This window comes from Mucilaginibacter sp. PAMC 26640, from assembly GCA_001596135.1.
GTDB lineage: Bacteria > Bacteroidota > Bacteroidia > Sphingobacteriales > Sphingobacteriaceae > Mucilaginibacter.
Genome location: CP014773.1, coordinates 2,349,617 through 2,367,896, shown reverse-complemented (window position 1 = coordinate 2,367,896; position 18,280 = coordinate 2,349,617). Strand labels below are relative to the sequence as shown.

At 43.8% G+C, this 18,280-nt stretch carries 17 protein-coding genes; 11 read left to right on the top strand and 6 right to left on the bottom strand.

Annotated features, from left to right (window positions below):
- Positions 1-5: 5 nt before the first annotated feature.
- A complete protein-coding gene (locus tag A0256_10280; GenBank protein AMR31779.1) occupies positions 6-1,256 on the top strand; it encodes a threonine dehydratase in 1,251 nt (416 codons plus the stop codon).
- 263 nt (positions 1,257-1,519) lie between these two features.
- On the opposite strand, the gene A0256_10275 is transcribed toward A0256_10280, so the two are convergent.
- The gene (locus tag A0256_10275) at positions 1,520-3,001 is read right to left on the bottom strand and encodes a phytoene dehydrogenase (GenBank protein ID AMR34504.1); all 1,482 of its coding nucleotides are present in this window, start codon (positions 2,999-3,001) and stop codon (positions 1,520-1,522) included.
- An 85-nt stretch (positions 3,002-3,086) separates the two neighbouring features.
- Here A0256_10275 and A0256_10270 point away from each other — a divergent pair, with 85 nt between their 5' ends.
- From A0256_10270 to A0256_10255, 4 genes are read left to right on the top strand one after another with little or no spacing between them, the layout of a single operon-like run.
- Entirely contained in the window at positions 3,087-3,920 is an 834-nt protein-coding gene (locus A0256_10270) for a phytoene synthase (protein AMR31778.1), read from the top strand.
- A gap of 16 nt (positions 3,921-3,936) precedes the next feature.
- Positions 3,937-4,518: a hypothetical protein gene (locus A0256_10265; protein AMR31777.1), complete on the top strand. Its 582-nt coding sequence runs from the start codon at positions 3,937-3,939 to the stop codon at positions 4,516-4,518.
- Between the two features lies 1 nt (position 4,519).
- A complete protein-coding gene (locus A0256_10260; protein AMR31776.1) occupies positions 4,520-5,197 on the top strand; it encodes a hypothetical protein in 678 nt (225 codons plus the stop codon).
- Complete coding sequence (locus A0256_10255) at positions 5,194-5,442, top strand: cytochrome b5 (GenBank protein ID AMR31775.1); 249 nt, start codon at positions 5,194-5,196, stop codon at positions 5,440-5,442. Before A0256_10260 ends, A0256_10255 begins: the two co-directional genes overlap by 4 nt.
- A 100-nt stretch (positions 5,443-5,542) precedes the next feature.
- On the opposite strand, the gene A0256_10250 is transcribed toward A0256_10255, so the two are convergent.
- The 3 genes from A0256_10250 to A0256_10240 form a co-directional block, all read right to left on the bottom strand.
- Positions 5,543-6,079, bottom strand: coding sequence for an RNA polymerase subunit sigma (locus A0256_10250; GenBank protein ID AMR31774.1), 537 nt, complete (start codon positions 6,077-6,079; stop codon positions 5,543-5,545).
- A 269-nt stretch (positions 6,080-6,348) separates the two neighbouring features.
- Positions 6,349-7,368, bottom strand: coding sequence for a UDP-N-acetylenolpyruvoylglucosamine reductase (locus tag A0256_10245; GenBank protein AMR31773.1), 1,020 nt, complete (start codon positions 7,366-7,368; stop codon positions 6,349-6,351).
- Positions 7,369-7,680: 312 nt separating this feature from the next.
- Positions 7,681-8,664: a hypothetical protein gene (locus tag A0256_10240; protein AMR31772.1), complete on the bottom strand. Its 984-nt coding sequence runs from the start codon at positions 8,662-8,664 to the stop codon at positions 7,681-7,683.
- 125 nt (positions 8,665-8,789) lie between these two features.
- Here A0256_10240 and A0256_10235 point away from each other — a divergent pair, with 125 nt between their 5' ends.
- From A0256_10235 to A0256_10225, 3 genes are all read left to right on the top strand, one after another.
- Positions 8,790-10,103 carry an MFS transporter gene (locus A0256_10235; GenBank protein AMR31771.1) on the top strand — a complete coding sequence of 438 codons (1,314 nt, stop codon included), beginning with the start codon at positions 8,790-8,792 and terminating at the stop codon, positions 10,101-10,103.
- 206 nt (positions 10,104-10,309) lie between these two features.
- Positions 10,310-10,522: a hypothetical protein gene (locus A0256_10230; GenBank protein AMR31770.1), complete on the top strand. Its 213-nt coding sequence runs from the start codon at positions 10,310-10,312 to the stop codon at positions 10,520-10,522.
- Entirely contained in the window at positions 10,512-10,931 is a 420-nt protein-coding gene (locus A0256_10225) for a putative toxin-antitoxin system toxin component, PIN family (GenBank protein ID AMR31769.1), read from the top strand. The genes A0256_10230 and A0256_10225 overlap by 11 nt, the downstream gene beginning before the upstream one ends.
- 38 nt (positions 10,932-10,969) lie before the next feature.
- On the opposite strand, the gene A0256_10220 is transcribed toward A0256_10225, so the two are convergent.
- Positions 10,970-11,410, bottom strand: a complete 441-nt coding sequence (locus A0256_10220) for a fatty acid hydroxylase (protein AMR31768.1) — start codon at positions 11,408-11,410, stop codon at positions 10,970-10,972.
- Positions 11,411-11,496: 86 nt separating this feature from the next.
- Positions 11,497-12,900, bottom strand: a complete 1,404-nt coding sequence (locus A0256_10215; protein ID AMR31767.1) for a dihydrolipoyl dehydrogenase — start codon at positions 12,898-12,900, stop codon at positions 11,497-11,499.
- 532 nt (positions 12,901-13,432) lie between these two features.
- Here A0256_10215 and A0256_10210 point away from each other — a divergent pair.
- The 3 genes from A0256_10210 to A0256_10200 all read left to right on the top strand — a co-directional run bounded on the left by A0256_10210 (position 13,433) and on the right by A0256_10200 (position 18,244).
- Complete coding sequence (locus A0256_10210; GenBank protein AMR31766.1) at positions 13,433-15,298, top strand: X-Pro dipeptidyl-peptidase; 1,866 nt, start codon at positions 13,433-13,435, stop codon at positions 15,296-15,298.
- 427 nt (positions 15,299-15,725) lie between these two features.
- Positions 15,726-17,363 carry a peptidase M1 gene (locus tag A0256_10205; GenBank protein ID AMR34503.1) on the top strand — a complete coding sequence of 546 codons (1,638 nt, stop codon included), beginning with the start codon at positions 15,726-15,728 and terminating at the stop codon, positions 17,361-17,363.
- A 176-nt stretch (positions 17,364-17,539) separates the two neighbouring features.
- Positions 17,540-18,244 carry a hypothetical protein gene (locus A0256_10200; protein AMR34502.1) on the top strand — a complete coding sequence of 235 codons (705 nt, stop codon included), beginning with the start codon at positions 17,540-17,542 and terminating at the stop codon, positions 18,242-18,244.
- Positions 18,245-18,280: the final 36 nt, after the last annotated feature.

Sequence of the window (18,280 nt, the reverse complement as noted above, 5' to 3'; positions counted from 1 at the left end):
TAAAAATGGATACGGTAACAGCAAGTGGATTGGATTTTGAAGCAGCGTATGAAAGGCTGAAAAGTGTAGTAAGGCATACTCCACTGGAGCATAATGCGGGCCTCTCAGAAAAATACGAATGTGAGATCTACCTGAAACGCGAAGACCTGCAAATTGTACGTTCGTACAAATTGCGCGGTGCTTACAATATGATCAGCAGACTAAACACGGAGCAACTGAGCCGGGGTGTGGTTTGCGCCAGTGCGGGAAACCATGCGCAGGGAGTTGCTTTTTCCTGCAAAAAACTGGGTACCCGCGGCGTTATATTCATGCCGGAGATCACACCTAAACAGAAGGTTAAGCAAACAGAGATGTTTGGTAACGGTAATGTAGAACTGGTTTTGGTAGGCGATACTTTTGATGATTGCCTGCGCGAAGCATTGATCTATACCCAGGAACATAACATGACCTTTATCCCCCCTTTCGATAATGAGCAGATCATGGAAGGCCAGGGTACGGTTGGGGTTGAGATCTTTGAAGATCTGCCGGAAGTTGACGTGGTGATTATGCCGGTGGGCGGCGGTGGACTGGCTGCAGGTGCAGGCACTTACCTGAAGCAACAAAATCCTGACATTTTACTGATCGGCGTTGAACCCGACGGCGCTCCAAGCATGTGGACCGCCATTGAAAAAGGTGAACCGGTAACCCTAAAAACTATCGACCGCTTTGTTGACGGCGCAGCTGTAAAGCGTGTTGGCGAAAAAACCTTCCTGCTGTGCCGCGATGCCCTGGATGATATGATCACAGTGCCGGAGGGCAAGGTGTGTACCACCATTTTAAAGCTATATAACGAGGATGCTATTGTAGTTGAGCCTGCAGGTGCTTTATCGGTTACTGCTTTGGATGCTGTTAAAGACCAAATAAAAGGCAAAAACGTAGTTTGCGTTGTTAGCGGCGGCAATAACGATATCGAGCGGATGCAGGAGATCAAAGAGAAATCCCTGTTGTACGAAGGCTTAAAACATTACTTCATCGTTCGGTTCCCTCAGCGCCCGGGAGCATTAAAACTCTTCGTAACCAAGGTACTAGGTCCGGGTGATGATATTACCCGCTTCGAGTTCATCAAGAAAAACTCAAAAGAGAACGGTCCGGCCCTTGTTGGTATCGAACTAAAAAATGCAGGAGACTATGCTGCTTTATTACAAAGGATGGAAGAAAACCGTTTTGAGGTGATTGAGATTAATAAGGATGCTACGTTGTTTGAATATCTGGTGTAAAACCAACAATGATCTTTTTGTAGAGACGCGATACTTCGCGTCTTTTTTTGTTTATCAGGATCGGGTAATGGCGTTGCCTTCGGCCCGGGCGCTCTGCTCATACGCCTGCAGGCCTTACGCGCAATAGCCGGTATCCGCGCCGCTCCCTAACGCGGTAATGGGGCTGCTGTAATTTATTTTGTGCTGTTTACACCAAATCAATACAAACGCCCAAAACGGCCGTAAACAACCCGAACAAGCCCGAACAGGCCCGAACAACATTCTTAAACACCTTTTTCCATCATCTTCATAGCCTCGCTCGCCGCTATCTGCCCGGAGATTAACGCCGGGGGAACTCCCGGACCAGGAACCGTTAGCTGACCTGTATAAAGCATATTGCTGATATGTTTTGCCCGCATTGCCGGTTTAAAAAATGCCGTTTGGCTCAGGGTGTTTGCGAGCCCGTAGGCATTACCTTTAAATGAGTGGTAATCGGCTTTAAAGTCTTCCATTGCGTAGCTGCGTTTCAGCACAATGCTTTCCCTTACCTGCTGACCGGTTATCGCCTCAAAGCGATCCATCATCACATCAAAATATTTTTCCCGTAATTCTTCGCTATCCTTTAATCCCGGGGCAAGCGGCATCAGGAAAAACAGGTTTTCACAACCTTCCGGCGCAGCATTGACGTCAGTTTTGGAACTACAGCACACATAAAACAAAGGCTTTGTTGGCCACTGTGGGTCGGTGTAGATCTCTTTGGCGTGCTGTTCAAAATCCTCATCAAAGAACAAACTGTGGTGTTCAATGTTGGGGATCTTCTTGTTAGTGCCGATATAAAACAACAGGCTAGATGGCGACATGGTGCGGCTATCCCAATATTTTTCAGTGTAGTTACGATTGGGTTTCTCCAGCAAGTGCTGGTCGGCATGCTCATAATCGGCCCCTGTAATCACAAAATCTGCTTTAAAATCCCCTTTGGTGGTTTTAATATTGCTTACCTGCTTATGCTCCACATCAATCTTCGTCACTTCAGTTTCCAGCTGAATGTTAACACCATAGCTTTCAGCAACTTTCACCATGGCCTTTACAATCTCATTCATCCCGCCAAGCGGATACCAGGTACCCAATGCAAGGTCGGCATGGTTCATCATACTGTACATGGCAGGCGTATCCTGCGGGCGGGCGCCGAGGAACAATACCGGGAACTCCAATAGTTTGATCAGTTTCGGATTTTTAAAATATTCACGCACATGGCTGCTCATGCTGGTGAGCAACTGCATACTAAAGCTTTTGCGAATAAGGTTAAGATCAATAAACTCGGTTATAGAGTGCGAAGGCCGAAATACATATTCACCCATCCCGACTTTATATTTATAGGCTGCTTGTGCTAAAAAAGTTTGCAAGCCTTTGCTGCTCCCGGGTTCTATACTTTCAAAAAGCGCCTCCAGTTGCTGCATATCGGCAGGCACATCCATCAGGTCATCTTGCCCAAAATAAACTCTGTAGCCCGGGTCAAGGCGTTTTAGCTCATAAAAATCAGCAGGCTTTTTCCCAAACAGGGCAAAAAAGTTTTCAAAAACATCAGGCATCCAATACCAGCTTGGCCCCATGTCAAATTTAAAACCATCTTTTTCCCAAACCCGTGCCCGGCCGCCGGGCTGGTCGTTTTTTTCCAAAACAGTTACCTTATAACCTTCTTTGGCCAGCACGCACGCTGCAGCCAAACCGGCAAAACCTGCCCCAATTACAACCACTTGTTTATTGATACCCATTGAACCAAAAGTAAACAATACACAGCGTTAAAAAACAATACCAGTTACATTTTGTACTTTTGGATATACAGCGCTATAAATGAATCTATTCGACGAAACCTGTTTTGAATGCAGCAAAATAATCACTGAAAAGTATAGTACCTCGTTTAGTCTGGGTATCAACGCTTTCGACAAACCACTGCGTTACCCGGTTTATGCCATTTATGGGTTTGTGAGGTATGCCGACGAGATCGTTGATACCTTTTATGGATATGATCAGCGGCAGCTCATCAGCGATTTTCGGGAAGAAACGTTTAAGGCGATAGACCGTGGCATTAGTACCAATCCGGTATTGCAATCGTTTCAGCAGGTAGTAAATAAATATGGCATAGAAAAAGATCTGATAGAAGCCTTTTTAACATCCATGATCATGGATCTGGATAAAACGGAGTATGACGAGAATGGTTACAAAGTCTATATCTATGGCTCAGCCGAGGTAGTGGGCCTGATGTGCCTGCGGGTGTTTTGCGAAAATGACCCGGCATTATATGACCAGTTGGTGCCAAAAGCAAGGAGCCTTGGTTCGGCTTTTCAAAAAATTAACTTTCTGAGGGATATCAAGTCGGATTATGAAGAACGGGGCCGCACTTATTTCCCGGAGGTAGATTTTGACAAATTTACAGAACAGGATAAAGCGTTAATTGAAAAAGATATTAAAAATGATTTTGATGAGGCCTTGGCAGGTATAAAACTATTGCCACGGCCAGGCAGACTGGGGGTATATGTAGCCTATGTATATTACCTGCAATTATTTAAAAAAATACGCAGCACCCCTGCTAATGTAATCATGCAGAAGCGCATCAGGATATCGGATTCCACGAAGATCAGCCTTTATTTTAAAGCTAAACTGCATACGCGTTTTAAAGTAATTTAGCGTTAACTATTTGCCGATGCCAAGCCAATTAACCACTGCCAGATATTGCAGCCTGCTGCTCGCAATATTATTATTTACTTTTTCATCTTTCAATTCATTTGAAGTACGCCCTGATAAGCAAATTTCCGATCCGGATTTGCACGCTATTCGTAAACAGCTGGTAAGCGCACTTGATAATAAGCAAACTACCGACTCGTTGTACAACAGTTTGGCAGCTATTAAAAACAGATCGGCACTTATTAACGGCTATATGGCAACGCTGGAAGCACTTAAAGCGAAACACGTTTGGAATCCTTATTTTAAGATCAAATATCTAAATGATTCTCAAACAACTTTTAAAGCGGCTGTTGCAAAGGACCCGCACAATATCGAAATTAGGTTTATGCGCTTTTCAATAGAACATAACTTACCAAAATTTTTAGGCTATGATGATAACCTGATCAGCGACCGGCTGGAGATGATAAAACAGATTGATAATAAAAACTATTCGGCGGCCGATCAACACCTGGTTAAAGCAATCATCCTTTTTTTGATTGATTCCAAAAGGTGTACCGCCTCGGAAACAAACAAACTGCAACAACAATTAGCTGCCCTATAGCGTGAAGTATACTTATCTGATCATCAACTTTTTAACCATCCTTTTCCCGGTGCTGTTATCATTTGATAAACGTGTAGCTTTTGCCAAAAGCTGGAAATATTTGTGGCCGGGAATGGCTGTTACCGGGTTGGTGTTTTTGTTTTGGGATGTGCTGTTCACTATCTATGGCGTTTGGAGTTTCAATGACCGGTATATTACCGGCATCAAATTATTAGGCTTACCGCTGGAGGAAATCCTTTTCTTTTTAACTGTTCCGTTCTCCTGTGTATTTATCTACGCTTGCCTAAATTATTACATAAAGTGGCAACCAAACCGAGACGCAACCCGTGCAATATCCAACTTGCTCGTCGGCCTGTCTGTTGCATTATTGGCCATCAACCATAACAAACTTTATACGGCTGTAACTTTTGGCTTGCTGGCGGTATTGCTGGTGACGTTGGTATACTATTTTAAAGTGGAGTGGTTGGGCAGATTCTACCTTGCATTTCTTGTTTCGCTACTCCCCTTCTACATTGTAAATGGTATTTTAACGGCATGGCCCGTGGTGATGTATAATAACGCACAAAATATGGGGATTAGGGTTGGCACCATTCCTTTTGAGGACCATTTTTACAGCATGGCCTTGTTGATGATGAACGTAGGATTTTTTGAATACTTTAAGAACCGGAAATCAGCATGACGGAACTGCCCATCTATACAAAATCGCAATTGGCGCTTCGCAACGGGGAGGACAAACCGCAGATTTGGGTTGCGCTTAACGGGATAATATATGATGTTACCGAAAGCCGCCTTTGGCGCAATGGTAAACACTACGAACATTGGGCAGGGCAAGATCTCACCGAAGAATTAGCCGACGCTCCGCATACAGAAAAGGTGTTCGAGCGGTTTGTGGCAATCGGAAGGCTGCAATCCCCAACACGTTGAAGGGACAGTTATTGGAATGGTAAATACGCAAACTACTGGCATAAAAAAACCCGCCTTAATTGAAGCGGGTTTCTATATATGTGGTAGTTGAGTTTATATATTACATTTCGGCATAAACCGGTTTTGCAACGCCGTTATCATAAGCTTTCAAATTTTTCTTAAGCAGCTTGCGTGCAACGTGGATACGAGTTTTAACAGTACCTATAGGGATAGTTAAATGATCTGCAATCTCATGATACTTATGCCCTTCAAAATACATGGTAAATGGCACATAGTAATCAGATGGTAAACGGTCTAAAGCACGTTTTATATCATCCATCACAAATTTTGCTTCACCTTGGTTCTTTGTTGAACTGAACACCAGGTTAGGAGATGAAATCTCGTCACTTTTTGTAACGAATGTGCTCATTTTAACAAAACGGCGATAGTTGTTAATAAAGGTATTTTTCATGATAGTATATAACCAACCTTTCAAATTTGTTCCTTCTTTAAACTTATTGTAATAAGTTATCGCTTTCAACATTGTATCTTGAACAAGGTCGTTTGCATCGTCTGCGTCATGTGTAAAATGTAAGGCATATGACCTTAGTGAACTTGCTTGACGTAATACCAGGGTGTTAAACTCAATCTTTGTCATTCTGTAAATGTTTTGTATTGAGTATTATTCAAACATGGTACCACATTATGAAAACCTAATGAAATTTACAGATAGTCTCCCACAGAACAGGAAAGGGCTATTTTACTGAATTCAGGCACTTTTGTTTCCTAAAACACTATAAATAAGTTAATTAGCATAATTCATCCCGAAATCAGCGAATTTTGTCGGTTCAAAATAAAATAAAAGATTTTTATTTTTAAATGCCTACTGGCTAGGATGTTAAGGTTTTATCTTTTTAGTTAAAGATATTAACTAATCATATTAACCTCGCGCTGCAGGGTAACGCCAAATTTACTGTACACACTGTCTATGATTTGCGACGAAAGGCGGTACACCTCTTCGCCCGTTGCACCGCCATGATTTACCAACACTAAAGCCTGGTTCTTCCAGGTGCCTGTGTTTCCAACAGTTCTCCCCTTCCAGCCACACTGTTCAATCAGCCAGCCGGCAGCAAGTTTAATTTTACCATCGCCTGCCTGATAACTCACCACATCAGGAAATTGTTTTTGCACCGGCGCAAACTCTTCAGCACTAATCACCGGGTTTTTAAAAAAGCTACCGGCATTACCAATAGTAGAGGGATCTGGCAATTTAGACACCCGGATGTGCGAAACCACCTGCGATACATCTTTCAAAGTTGGAGAAGTGATACCACGTTTACCCAGCTCTTCTTCTATCGCACCGTATTTTAAATTGAATTGAGGGATGAGTGATAAATGGAATTTTACTGATACGATAATGAATTGCCGCGCAAGCTCTCCTTTAAAAATGCTTTCGCGATAGCCAAACTTGCACTCTGCCTTACCAAAGGTTTTGATGGTGCTGTTTGCAATCTCAAAAGCCTGGCAGCTTTCAAATACATCTTTAAGTTCAACACCGTAAGCGCCGATGTTTTGAATGGGCGATGCACCAACGGAACCAGGTATCAGGCTGAGGTTCTCCATGCCGGCGTAACCGTAGTCCACACAGTAATTTACCAGGTCGTTCCAAACTTCCCCGGCACCTGCTTCTACAAAAACATCATCATGACTAATGCGATGTTCAATACCACGGATGTTCATCCGGATAACCAGGCCGTCAAAATCATTTATCATCAGCATATTGCTGCCACCGCCTAAAACGAGGCGGGGTGCGTGCAACCACTGCGGATCGGCGAAAAGCTCAGTAAGTTGATCAGCATGGTTGATCTCTGCAAAAAAGCGGGCATTTACATCGATACCGAAAGTGTTGAAGTTTTTAAGCGATACGTTTTCCTGGATTTGCAGCATAGCGGCGAATTTCGGTATTTTATCAAGATTTGCCAACTGGCTATATTGGTGTATTTATTGAGCGACCACGAATTTTCTCTAACAAAACGAATTTTACCAATAGTGCACAGAATAAGACAAAGCTAAAAATTCGTGAAATTCGATTCATTTAGCAATAATTCGTGTCCATTCAATTCGTGTCCATTCATTACGCTCCCCAGGGCAAATACTTCGGCTGAATCCCATCATGCAATACAACACTCAAGCATAGAATACGCCGAAGCTAAAATTCGTGAAATTCGATTCAATTAGCAATAATTCGTGTCCATTCATTTACGCTCCCCAGGGCAAATACTTCGGTTGATTCGCTTCCTGCAACGCAGGGCTCACCGCATTTAATTGGCCGCCATTCAATACGATCTCGTAAAGCTTTAGATAGTCCAGCGCCATTTTGCTGATGTTAAAATGTTCTACAGCGTACTGGTGGCAAAGGTGCCTGTTGAAATCATCTGCATTCTTCAATCCATTGGCAAGGGTAGTTATACTGGCAGATAACAACCCAACTTCTGCGGGCACCAATTCCGGCAACGACCCATATGGGGTTCCAAACACCGGGCAGCCAAAGTAGAGGCTTTCTATAATAGCTACACCGAAGGGCTCGTGCCACTTAACAGGAAATAATAATGCCTTTGACCCGTTCATCACTGCAGATTTCTCATCGTTATTAACCATACCCTTAAAACTTACGTTTAGGTTTGGCGTAAAGCGGAAACCCATTTTCAGGTTTAAGCGCGTGCCGCCCATTACCACCAGTTTATTATCACTTTGGGTAGCTACAACAATGGCACCCTGTACGTTTTTTACCCGCCAGGCGGCTTTAGCCAGGAAGTGGGTGTAGCTGCGTTTGTTTTCGAGCGAGGGTTTGCGGTAATCGGCAAAATCGATCCCGTTGTATACATAGGTAGTAGCGCCATGCCGCGCTGCATGGTTAGCCGATACAAAAACCGAATTGTTATCCATTACATTTCCCCCACCCGGGTTGTTATGAACGGTAATTAAATAAGGCTTTTTTGTGAATCCATATACCGGGAACTGGAAGTGAACAATGTCAATATCATCGGGTACTTGCAAATCCATTACTACTGCCGGATTAAATATCAGCACCTTACCAAAAGGGCATACCGACCCGGCACCTACCAGGTAAGTTACCTTGTGGCCCAGCCGCACCAACTCGCGGCCCAGCCACCAGATCACCCGCTCTGTGCCGCCATATTTGGTTGCGGGGATCCTGGAATTGTTTACAAAAAGTATATTCATTTGCTTGCAGGCATTGGGCAAAGGTAAGGTTAGTGAATAATTTTATTTTAGAAATTATAAAAGGTCGCCTTTTTTAATTATTTTAGAAACTTGGTTTACTTATTAACAAATTTTAAAATCATTATATGGCAGCCGTTACCAATTCGCTAAATGTTCAGGAGAAAAAATCCGGACTTAACCCCATCATTATTATTGGTGCTTTGTTCTTCATCTTCGGTTTTGTAACCTGGCTTAACTCGGTACTTATTCCCTATTTAAAAATTGCCTGTCAGCTAAACAATATCGAATCATTCCTGGTTGCCAGCGCGTTTTATATTGCCTACTTATTGATGGCCAAGCCCTCAGCCTGGCTGCTCAAGATCTTTGGTTTTAAAAATGGTATGGCCGCAGGGCTTGTGCTGATTGCCGTGGGGGCTTTGATCTTTATCCCTGCCGCGCTTACCCGCACGTACGCTGTGTTTTTAATTGGTTTATTTGTACAGGGCAGTGGGTTGGCAGTGCTGCAATCGGCATCTAACCCCTATATCACGATACTAGGACCGCCTGAAAGTGCCGCAAAGCGGATCAGCATCATGGGCATCTTCAATAAATTTGCGGGCGTGCTAGCCCCTATTGCGCTCGGCGCGGTGGTATTAAAGGATATAGACGCTTTTTCGGCTAAATTGTTAACTCTAAACGAAGCAGATAAAATAGTACAGTTGAATGAACTGGCTTCTCGGGTAATATTGCCTTACAGCATTATTGTAGTGGTATTATTAGTCCTTGCAGTGCTGATCTACTTTTCGGGCCTGCCTGAAATCGATACCGATCATGAAGACGAAACCGTTGCGGCAGCAAATTCCGGTAAAACCAGCATTAGCCAGTTTCCGCATTTGATATTGGGCGTTGTTGCCCTGTTTGTATATGTAGGTGCAGAAGTTATCGCCGGCGATTCTATCATCGGCTATGGCGGTGCACATAATATTCCGCTTTCCACCGCCAAATATTTCGCCTCGGGTACGCTCATTTGTATGGTGCTGGGTTACCTGGCTGGGATTGCCTTTATCCCAAAATATATTACCCAGCAAAAAGCATTAGTTATATCGGCTATCCTGGGTGTGATTCTTACCTTACTAGCCTTATTTACGCCTAAATATGTTTCTATAGCATGTATTGCGCTATTAGGTTTAGCTAATTCGCTAATGTGGCCGGCCATTTGGCCATTGGCGCTTTCCGGTCTGGGCAGGTTTACCAAGATAGGCTCCTCTTTATTGGTAATGGGCATAGCTGGTGCCGCGGTGTTCCCGCCCATCTACGGTTTATTAATCGATAAGCTGAAAGTTGCACATGGTGTTGCCAATGCATCACAGATGGCCTACTGGATGTTGGTACCTATCTACCTATTTATCCTGTATTATGCAGCGGTTGGCTATAAGGCTGGTAAGAAAGTAGTATCGTAATTTCTTTGTCTGGACTCGAATTATTGAATTAAGGAACTTACAGAATTGAAATTGTAAAACCTTTAATTTTTCTATAAACAAATTGCTAAAAATTCGAGTTCAGGCAACTATCTTCTAACAATCATTTACCGTACAGCAAACAAACTTCGCCTTAAAACAATTGGTCTGAAGTCCATATTACTTTGAATTATCTTATATTTGATTGTATGGATACGCTAACAATCAATATCATAAACCCCAAAGCTTTAAAGCTAATTGAAGATCTTGCTGAAATGGATTTGATATCGATACAACAAGAGCCTAAAAAAGACCTGGAAAACATTCTCGAACAATTAAGAGCCAATAGCCAATCGGCCCCTTCGATGGAAGAAATAACGCAAGAGGTGGAAGCTGTACGCGCCCAACGTTATGGCAAATAATTCTACACGAATTATCTTAGATACCAATCTTTGGATCAGCTTTCTTATCACAAAAAACGTTACAAAAATAGACGCGCTACTTTTATCTGATGAAGTGACTATACTCTTTAGTGAAGAATTATTATCAGAATTTCTAGAGGTTAGCCTTCGCCAGAAGTTCAGGAAGTATTTCGACATTGAACAAGTCACATTGCTAATCTCAGCAATCGACAAGAGTTCTGAAACTATCCAAATAAAGAGCCAGGTGGATGTTTGCAGGGACAAAAAGGATAACTTTTTGCTGGCCTTGGCAATCGACGGAAATGCAGATTACTTGGTCACAGGAGATAGCGACCTGCTCGATCTAAAGACACATGGCCTAACAAGAAACATAACTATGGCTGATTTCCTAAAGCAGCCAATTTCATAGCGCAACGTTAACATATTTATTTCCAGTTCAGACTTTTATCACCGCTTAAACCACTTCCTGCCCACTACCAATAACCCAAACTCTTCAGAAGGATTCTTTTCGGTAGATTTATGATGGATCTTATGCGCCCTGCGGATGGCCATCAGGTACCAGTTTCTACTTTTAAAAGCCTTGAATCGGTTATGGATAAACCAATCATGGAAGATGAAGTAGATAGTGCCATAGGTGCTGATGCCGGTACCTATCCAAAAGCGATAATCTAAACTAACGCGCCCTGCCCACATCAGCCATAGAGCTAATGCCGCAAAGCCGATGCTAAACAAGTCGTTCAACTCCAGCAAACCATGGCGCTGCTGGTGATGCGTTTTATGGATGAACCATAGCGGCCCATGAAACAAATATTTGTGCATAGCCCAGGAGATTGCCTCCATCCCGGCAATGGTTAAAATAACAATCCCAATATTTATGAGTGCCTGCATAATTCTCTTTTAATCAAAAAAGGCAGAATCAACCGTAATTGTTCTGCCCTATTTATAAAATGCGAAATCGAAATTCCGAAATATTTTTAAATATGTATGGGTCTGTTCTCCGTAGCTGCTAAACAAGCTTCGCGCATGGCCTCGGTATAAGTAGGGTGTGCGTGGCTCGCCCGGGTTACATCCTCTGCACTTGCACGGAATTCCATTGCTATGACTGCTTCGGCTATGATATCTGCAACACGCGGGCCTATCATGTGTACACCCAGTATCTCGTCGGTAGTTTTATCAGCTAACACTTTAATAAAGCCATCCAGATCACCGCTGGCACGCGCCCGCCCACTTGCCTTGAAAGGGAACGACCCTACCTTATAAGCCACGCCCTGCTCTTTCAACTGCTCCTCGGTGAAACCAACAGCTGCAACTTCAGGCCAGGTGTAAACAACGCCCGGTATCAGGTTATAATTAATGTGTGGTTTCTGGCCCGCTATCAATTCAGCAACAAAGGTACCTTCATCTTCTGCCTTGTGGGCCAGCATTGCACCTTTAACTACATCGCCAATAGCATAAACGCCTTTAACGCTGGTTTCCAAATGCTCATCCACCGGTATCTTACGGCCGCGTTCTTCAACGGTAATGCCAATTTTATCCAGGCCCAGGCCATCGGTATAAGCTACTCGTCCAACGGCTACCATACAGTAATCGCCTTTTAATTCTAATTTCTCTCCTTTAGGGGTATCCGCAGTCACAGTTACCTCATCGCCGGCTACAGTAGCACCGGCTACTTTGTGGCCCAGGTAAAAATCCATACCCAATTTCTTCAGCACCTTTTGCAACTCGCGACCAAGGCCCTTATCCATGGTTGGGATAATACCATCCATAAACTCTACTACCGATACTTTGGAACCCAAACGGGCGTAAACCGAACCCAGTTCCAACCCGATCACACCACCGCCGATCAGGATCAGGTGTTTGGGTATTTCACTCAACTTCAAAGCCTCGGTAGACGTAATGATGCGTTGCTTATCCATCTTTAAAAACGGCAGGCCGGATGGTTTTGAACCGGTTGCAATGATTACCTTTTCGGAAGTCAGTTCGGTGGCTGTGCCTTCGGCAGTAGTAACAATAATGGTATTTTTATCTTTAAAAGAACCCACGCCTATGTGTACGTCAATCTTATTTTTCTTCATCAGGTAAGTGATGCCACTGGTATTGGCATCCACAACTTCCTGTTTGCGTTTGATCATCTGCCCAAAATCTATCCCCAGATTGTCTAGTGTAATACCGTGGGTAGTAAAAGTGTGGGCAGCGTTATGGTAGTGCTCAGATGAATCCAGCAGCGCCTTGGATGGAATACAGCCCACATTAAGGCAGGTACCGCCTAGCGTAGGATATTTTTCAATAATGGCGGTTTTCATACCTAATTGCGCGCAACGGATTGCGGCAACGTACCCACCAGGACCAGAACCTATAACGATGACATCATATTGCATAGTAGTGTATTTTATGGCTGGCAAAGTTAAGGAAAGGAACCGGGATTGCACAGATTTATCGGAATTTGCTAACCTGGTAATGATGCAGAATCTTCCGGTAAGCTAAGTGCTGTCGGAATAGCGCAGCGGTTGCTGCCTTTTGAAGGGCTCGGGCCTTTTTCGACAGAGCGGGCGGGCCGGGCGTATGGCGGGAATGCCGGTTTAGCTTTTTGCGATGGGTACGGAGTGAAGCGAGTACCAAGCACAAAGCGTTAAAAACCGGCAGGGCGGGCAGGGTAGCATTCGCTCTGACTTGAATTTTTGTTTTTTTTTTCAAGAAAAAAGAACTAGTGTACCGCGGCAATGGGCAGGCCAATGCTGTTATTTAGCAATACATAATTCAAAAGCCGAAATAACAAAATGATAGTACTAGCCCGTTCAAATCCTATCCCAAACCAACTAAATCTTACCCGCTTTTTGTAACACTATCGTCGCTATTAGCATATTATTGATTTACTTCCTAAATTAGGCTCATCAATTATCCAGCCCGCTTATGAAAAAAATCTTAACCATTCTCTTCTTATTTACCGCTGCTTACACCGGCGCATTCGCCCAAAGCGATTATGTAAAAGAGCACTACACCAAAAAAGATGTATACATTACCATGCGCGATGGCGTAAAGCTGTTTACCTCCATTTATACCCCAAAAGATGCATCGGCACAAAACAAGTACCCTATGATAATGCAGCGAACCTGCTACAGCATTGCACCTTATGGCGAAACGAAGTATCCGGGATCTTTAGGGCCATCCAAATACATGATGCAGGAAGGATATATTTTTGTGTACCAGGATGTGCGCGGCCGCTGGAAAAGTGAAGGCACCTGGACCAATATGACCCCGGTGATTGACAACAAGAAAAGCAAAAAAGACGTGGACGAGGGATCGGACACTTACGACACTATCGACTGGCTCGTAAAAAATGTGACCGGAAATAACGGCCGCGTGGGCCAGTGGGGTATCAGCTACCCCGGGTTTTATACAGCCGCAGGAATTCTGAGCAACCACCCTGCATTAAAGGCATCATCGCCGCAGGCCCCCATCTCTGATTTCTTTTTTGACGATTTCCATCACAACGGTGTTTTGTTAGAAAGCTACTTTTTTACCTACCCGGTATTCGGCGTACAGAAAACTGATACCACTACTAAGGCCTGGTATAATAACAGCATTATTAATACCGGTACAAAAGACGGTTACCAGTTTCTGCTGGATATGGGTCCGCTTAAAAACGCCGACAAGTATTACAAAGACAATTTTTACTGGCAGGAAACCATTAACCACCCCAGCTATGACGAATTCTGGCAAAAACGCGGCTTATTAAAACATTACAATAAAGTAAAGCCTGCCGTAATGCTGGTAGGCGGCTGGTTTGATGCCGAAGACCTTACAGGACCACTGGCTATTTTTAAAACCATAGAAAAGAAAGATCCGGGCGCTTATAATAGTATTGTAATGGGTCCGTTTGGGCATGGCCGGTGGTCGCGCGAAACAGGACACACCATGCACAGCAACATTTATTTTGGAGATAGCATAGCTACTTTTTACCAAAAGAACATCGAGCAGAAATTTTTCAATCATTTCCTGAAAGGCAATGGCGACAAGAACAGCGGCTTGCCTAAAGCCTACATGTTCAATACCGGTAAAAACGAATGGAAGACTTTTGATAAATGGCCTTCCCCGGGCGCGGTGCATGAAAAGTTGTACTTAAACAACGATGGAAAACTGGCCAATACCCAACCGGCAGCTCAAGGCGCAACCACGTTTGTAAGCGACCCGCTGAAACCTGTCCCTTACACCGAGGATATCCCAACCACTATGGGTTTTACTCCGCATAACTATATGAGCGAGGATCAGCGTTTTGCGGGCCGCCGTACCGATGTACTGGTTTTCCAAAGTGATGTTTTAACCGATGATGTAACCCTGGGCGGCGAAATAATGGCGCACTTAAAAGTGGCAACTACCGGCACCGATGCCGATTTCTTTGTAAAACTGATTGATGTATACCCTGCCGACGAGCCTAATAACCCCTACATGCCTAACAAAAGTATTACACTGAGCAACTATCAGCAAATGGTACGCAGCGAAGTGATGCCAACCCGTTTCCGCAAGAGCTTTGAAAAGGCCGAGCCAATGGTAGCCAACCAGAAAACAGAACTCAACTTCCGTGTTCAGGATGTACTGCACACCTTTAAAAAAGGCCACCGCATCATGATCCAGGTACAAAGCACTGCGTTCCCGCTATTTGCACGTAACCCGCAAAAGTTTGTGGAGAACCCATACAAAGCCGATGAAAGCGATTATATCAAAGCAACGCATACCGTATATAACGATAGCTACTTTGATGTGGAAGTGTTAAAATAGGTTTTTAAGGACTGAGTAGTTTTTAACAAATCATCAATCTGACGGCGTTATCGCGAGGAACGAAGCAATCTCCGAATAGGTAAGTGAGCGACACCTATGTCGTTCACTGCCCAAAAGTTTGATAATAAAACCGCAAAAGCGATCTGGGATGAACTACAAATGAGAATAACGCTGTATGTATTATTTTTGATAAGGTTACACGGGTTAGTGCAGCACAGTTGAAGGTCACAATGCTCAACGAAACAAACCATTAAATAAAGTTTCCCGGGTGGAAGAGGATGGTGGTGAATACACGTTCGATGAAGTATTTAAAGCCGCGCAGCATTTGTTTAGAGACTATGCCGCGTGCCTTTGGAAAAAAATTTACTAGAAAATTGCAAATAGTTATATAAATATGTTAAAAAAACAAATCCGCAAAACATTGTTTATGGCGGTTTTCGCTATAATATCCTCAGCCGCTTATGCCCAACTCGGCACACACAAAGAAACTTTTACCCGTGCCGATACCCTGCGCGGATCGCTGACCACGCCGCTGCGTACCTGCTACGATATCAACTATTATCATTTGGATATTAAGTTTGATATTGCTCAAAAATATATAAGCGGTAATGTGCTATTTAAGTTTACGGCGGTAGCGGATTTTACCAAGTTACAGTTTGATCTTTGGAACAACCTGAAAATTGAAAAAGTAGTTTACAAAGGCAAAGAACTTATTTATACCCGCGAGTTTAACGCGGTATTCCTCACCTTCCCGAAAACCATTGCCAAAGGCAGTAAGGATGAGTTTACCGTGTATTATGCCGGTAACCCTACCATAGCCAAGCGTGCCCCATGGGATGGCGGCGTGCAGTACGCAACCGACTCGCTTGGCAAACCCTTTGTAGCTACGGCCTGCCAGGGCATGGGTGCCAGCGTTTGGTGGCCAACCAAAGATGTACAGGATGATGAGGTAGACAGCGCCATGGTGAGTATCAGCGTGCCGGATGGTTTAAAAGATGTATCAAACGGCCACCTGCGTAAAGTCACTAAATTGAAGGATGGCTATACCCGCTTCGATTGGTTTGTGGCAAACCCGATTAACAACTATGACCTGGAAGCCAACATAGGCAACTATGCCCATTATACCGGAACCTACCAGGGCGAAAAAGGCAAACTGGAAATGGACTTTTGGCCGTTAAGTTATAATCTCGACAAAGCTAAAAAGCAATGGGGGCTGGATGCACCACGCATGTTGAAAGCGTTTGAGCACTGGTTTGGCCCCTACCCTTTTTATGAAGACGGTTATAAACTGATAGAGACGCCACACTTGGGTATGGAGCATCAAAGCGGTACAGCTTACGGCAATCACTATCGTAACGGATATTTGGGTCGTGATCTTTCAGGCACAGGCTGGGGTTTAAAATGGGATTTTATTGTGGTACATGAGAGCGGGCATGAGTGGTTTGGAAATAACATCACCAGTAAAGATCTGGCAGATATGTGGATCCACGAGAGTTTTACTAACTATAGCGAATCGCTGTTTATAGAAACCTATTACGGCAAGCAAGCGGGCCAGGACTACGTACACGGCACGCGAATGAACATCCAGAACGATGCACCAATCCTTGGCGCTTACGGTGTAAATAAAGAAGGCAGCGGCGATATGTATTACAAAGGCGGCAATCTGCTTAACCAAGTGCGCACCATTATCAACGACGACGAGAAATGGCGCAGCATTCTGCGTGGCCTCAACAAAACCTTTTATCACAAAACGGTTACCTACCAGGATATTGTAGGTTACATTAACCAGCAGAGCGGAATCGATCTGAATACTGTTTTTGATCAGTATCTAAAACATCCACATGTGCCAACATTGAATTTCATCACCATCAACGGCAAACTGATGTGCCGCTGGATTGCCGATGTACCGGGTTTTAGTATGCCGGTAAAAGTACGCGTGAAAGGTGGCGAATATAAATTTATTAATCCTAAAGGCAGGTTTACTCCGGTAGAACTGGATGGCGCAACAAAGGATAACATTGAAGTTGATAATTTCAACTACTATATTGCTACTATGATCGATTGATTTTAAAAAACTTACAGGAAAGCGCAGAAATCTATTGATCTCTGCGCTTTCCTTTTTAAAACTGGTGAATTCAACCCGGTCTATTTACCTTTCGAACATCAATATTTTTTTTCGGTAAAATGCAACTTCCTGGAAACAGCGTGCGTCTAATAGATCAAACACAAACTAAAAACACCATGAAAGCATTCAAAGCAACTATACTGGCAACAGCATTGTTAACCTTAACGAGCTTAGCATTTTCACAAACAAGCAAACAGGATCGTCATTTAACCGGTTTTAACGCCGTACACCTGGCAGGTTCTTTTGATGTACGCATCACCCAGGGCTCTTCAGAATCGGTAAATGTGGAAGCCCCTGCAAATGTAATAGATCGCATCATTACAGAAGTTGATGGCGGCACACTTAAAATATACACAAAAAACAGCAATGGTTGGCATTGGGACAACAACAACAAAAAAATGATTGTTTATGTGTCTATTAAAGATGTAACGGCGGTTTCGCTCTCCGGGTCCGGCGATATTGACTTTAAAGATGGCTTGCGCGCACCTTCATTAAAACTAAGCCTGAGTGGGTCTGGCGATATTACCGGTAAAGTTGCAGTTAAAGAATTGGAAAGCAGTGTAGGTGGCTCCGGCGATATGACCATCAGTGGCTCGGCAGACATCTCGAATGTAAAGGTTGGCGGTTCTGGTGATTTTACAGCCCGGAACCTGGTTACTGTAACATCAATTGTGCGCGTGGGTGGCAGTGGTGATGCCAGCGTAAACGCCTCAGAAAAATTGGATATATCGGTTGGTGGCTCGGGCGATGTTCATTACACCGGCTCGGCAAAAAATGTGCACACCACCAAATCCGGCAGCGGTGATATTAGCAAAATGTAAATTAAGATGGAAGCTGAGAGACTAGAGCTCAAAGCT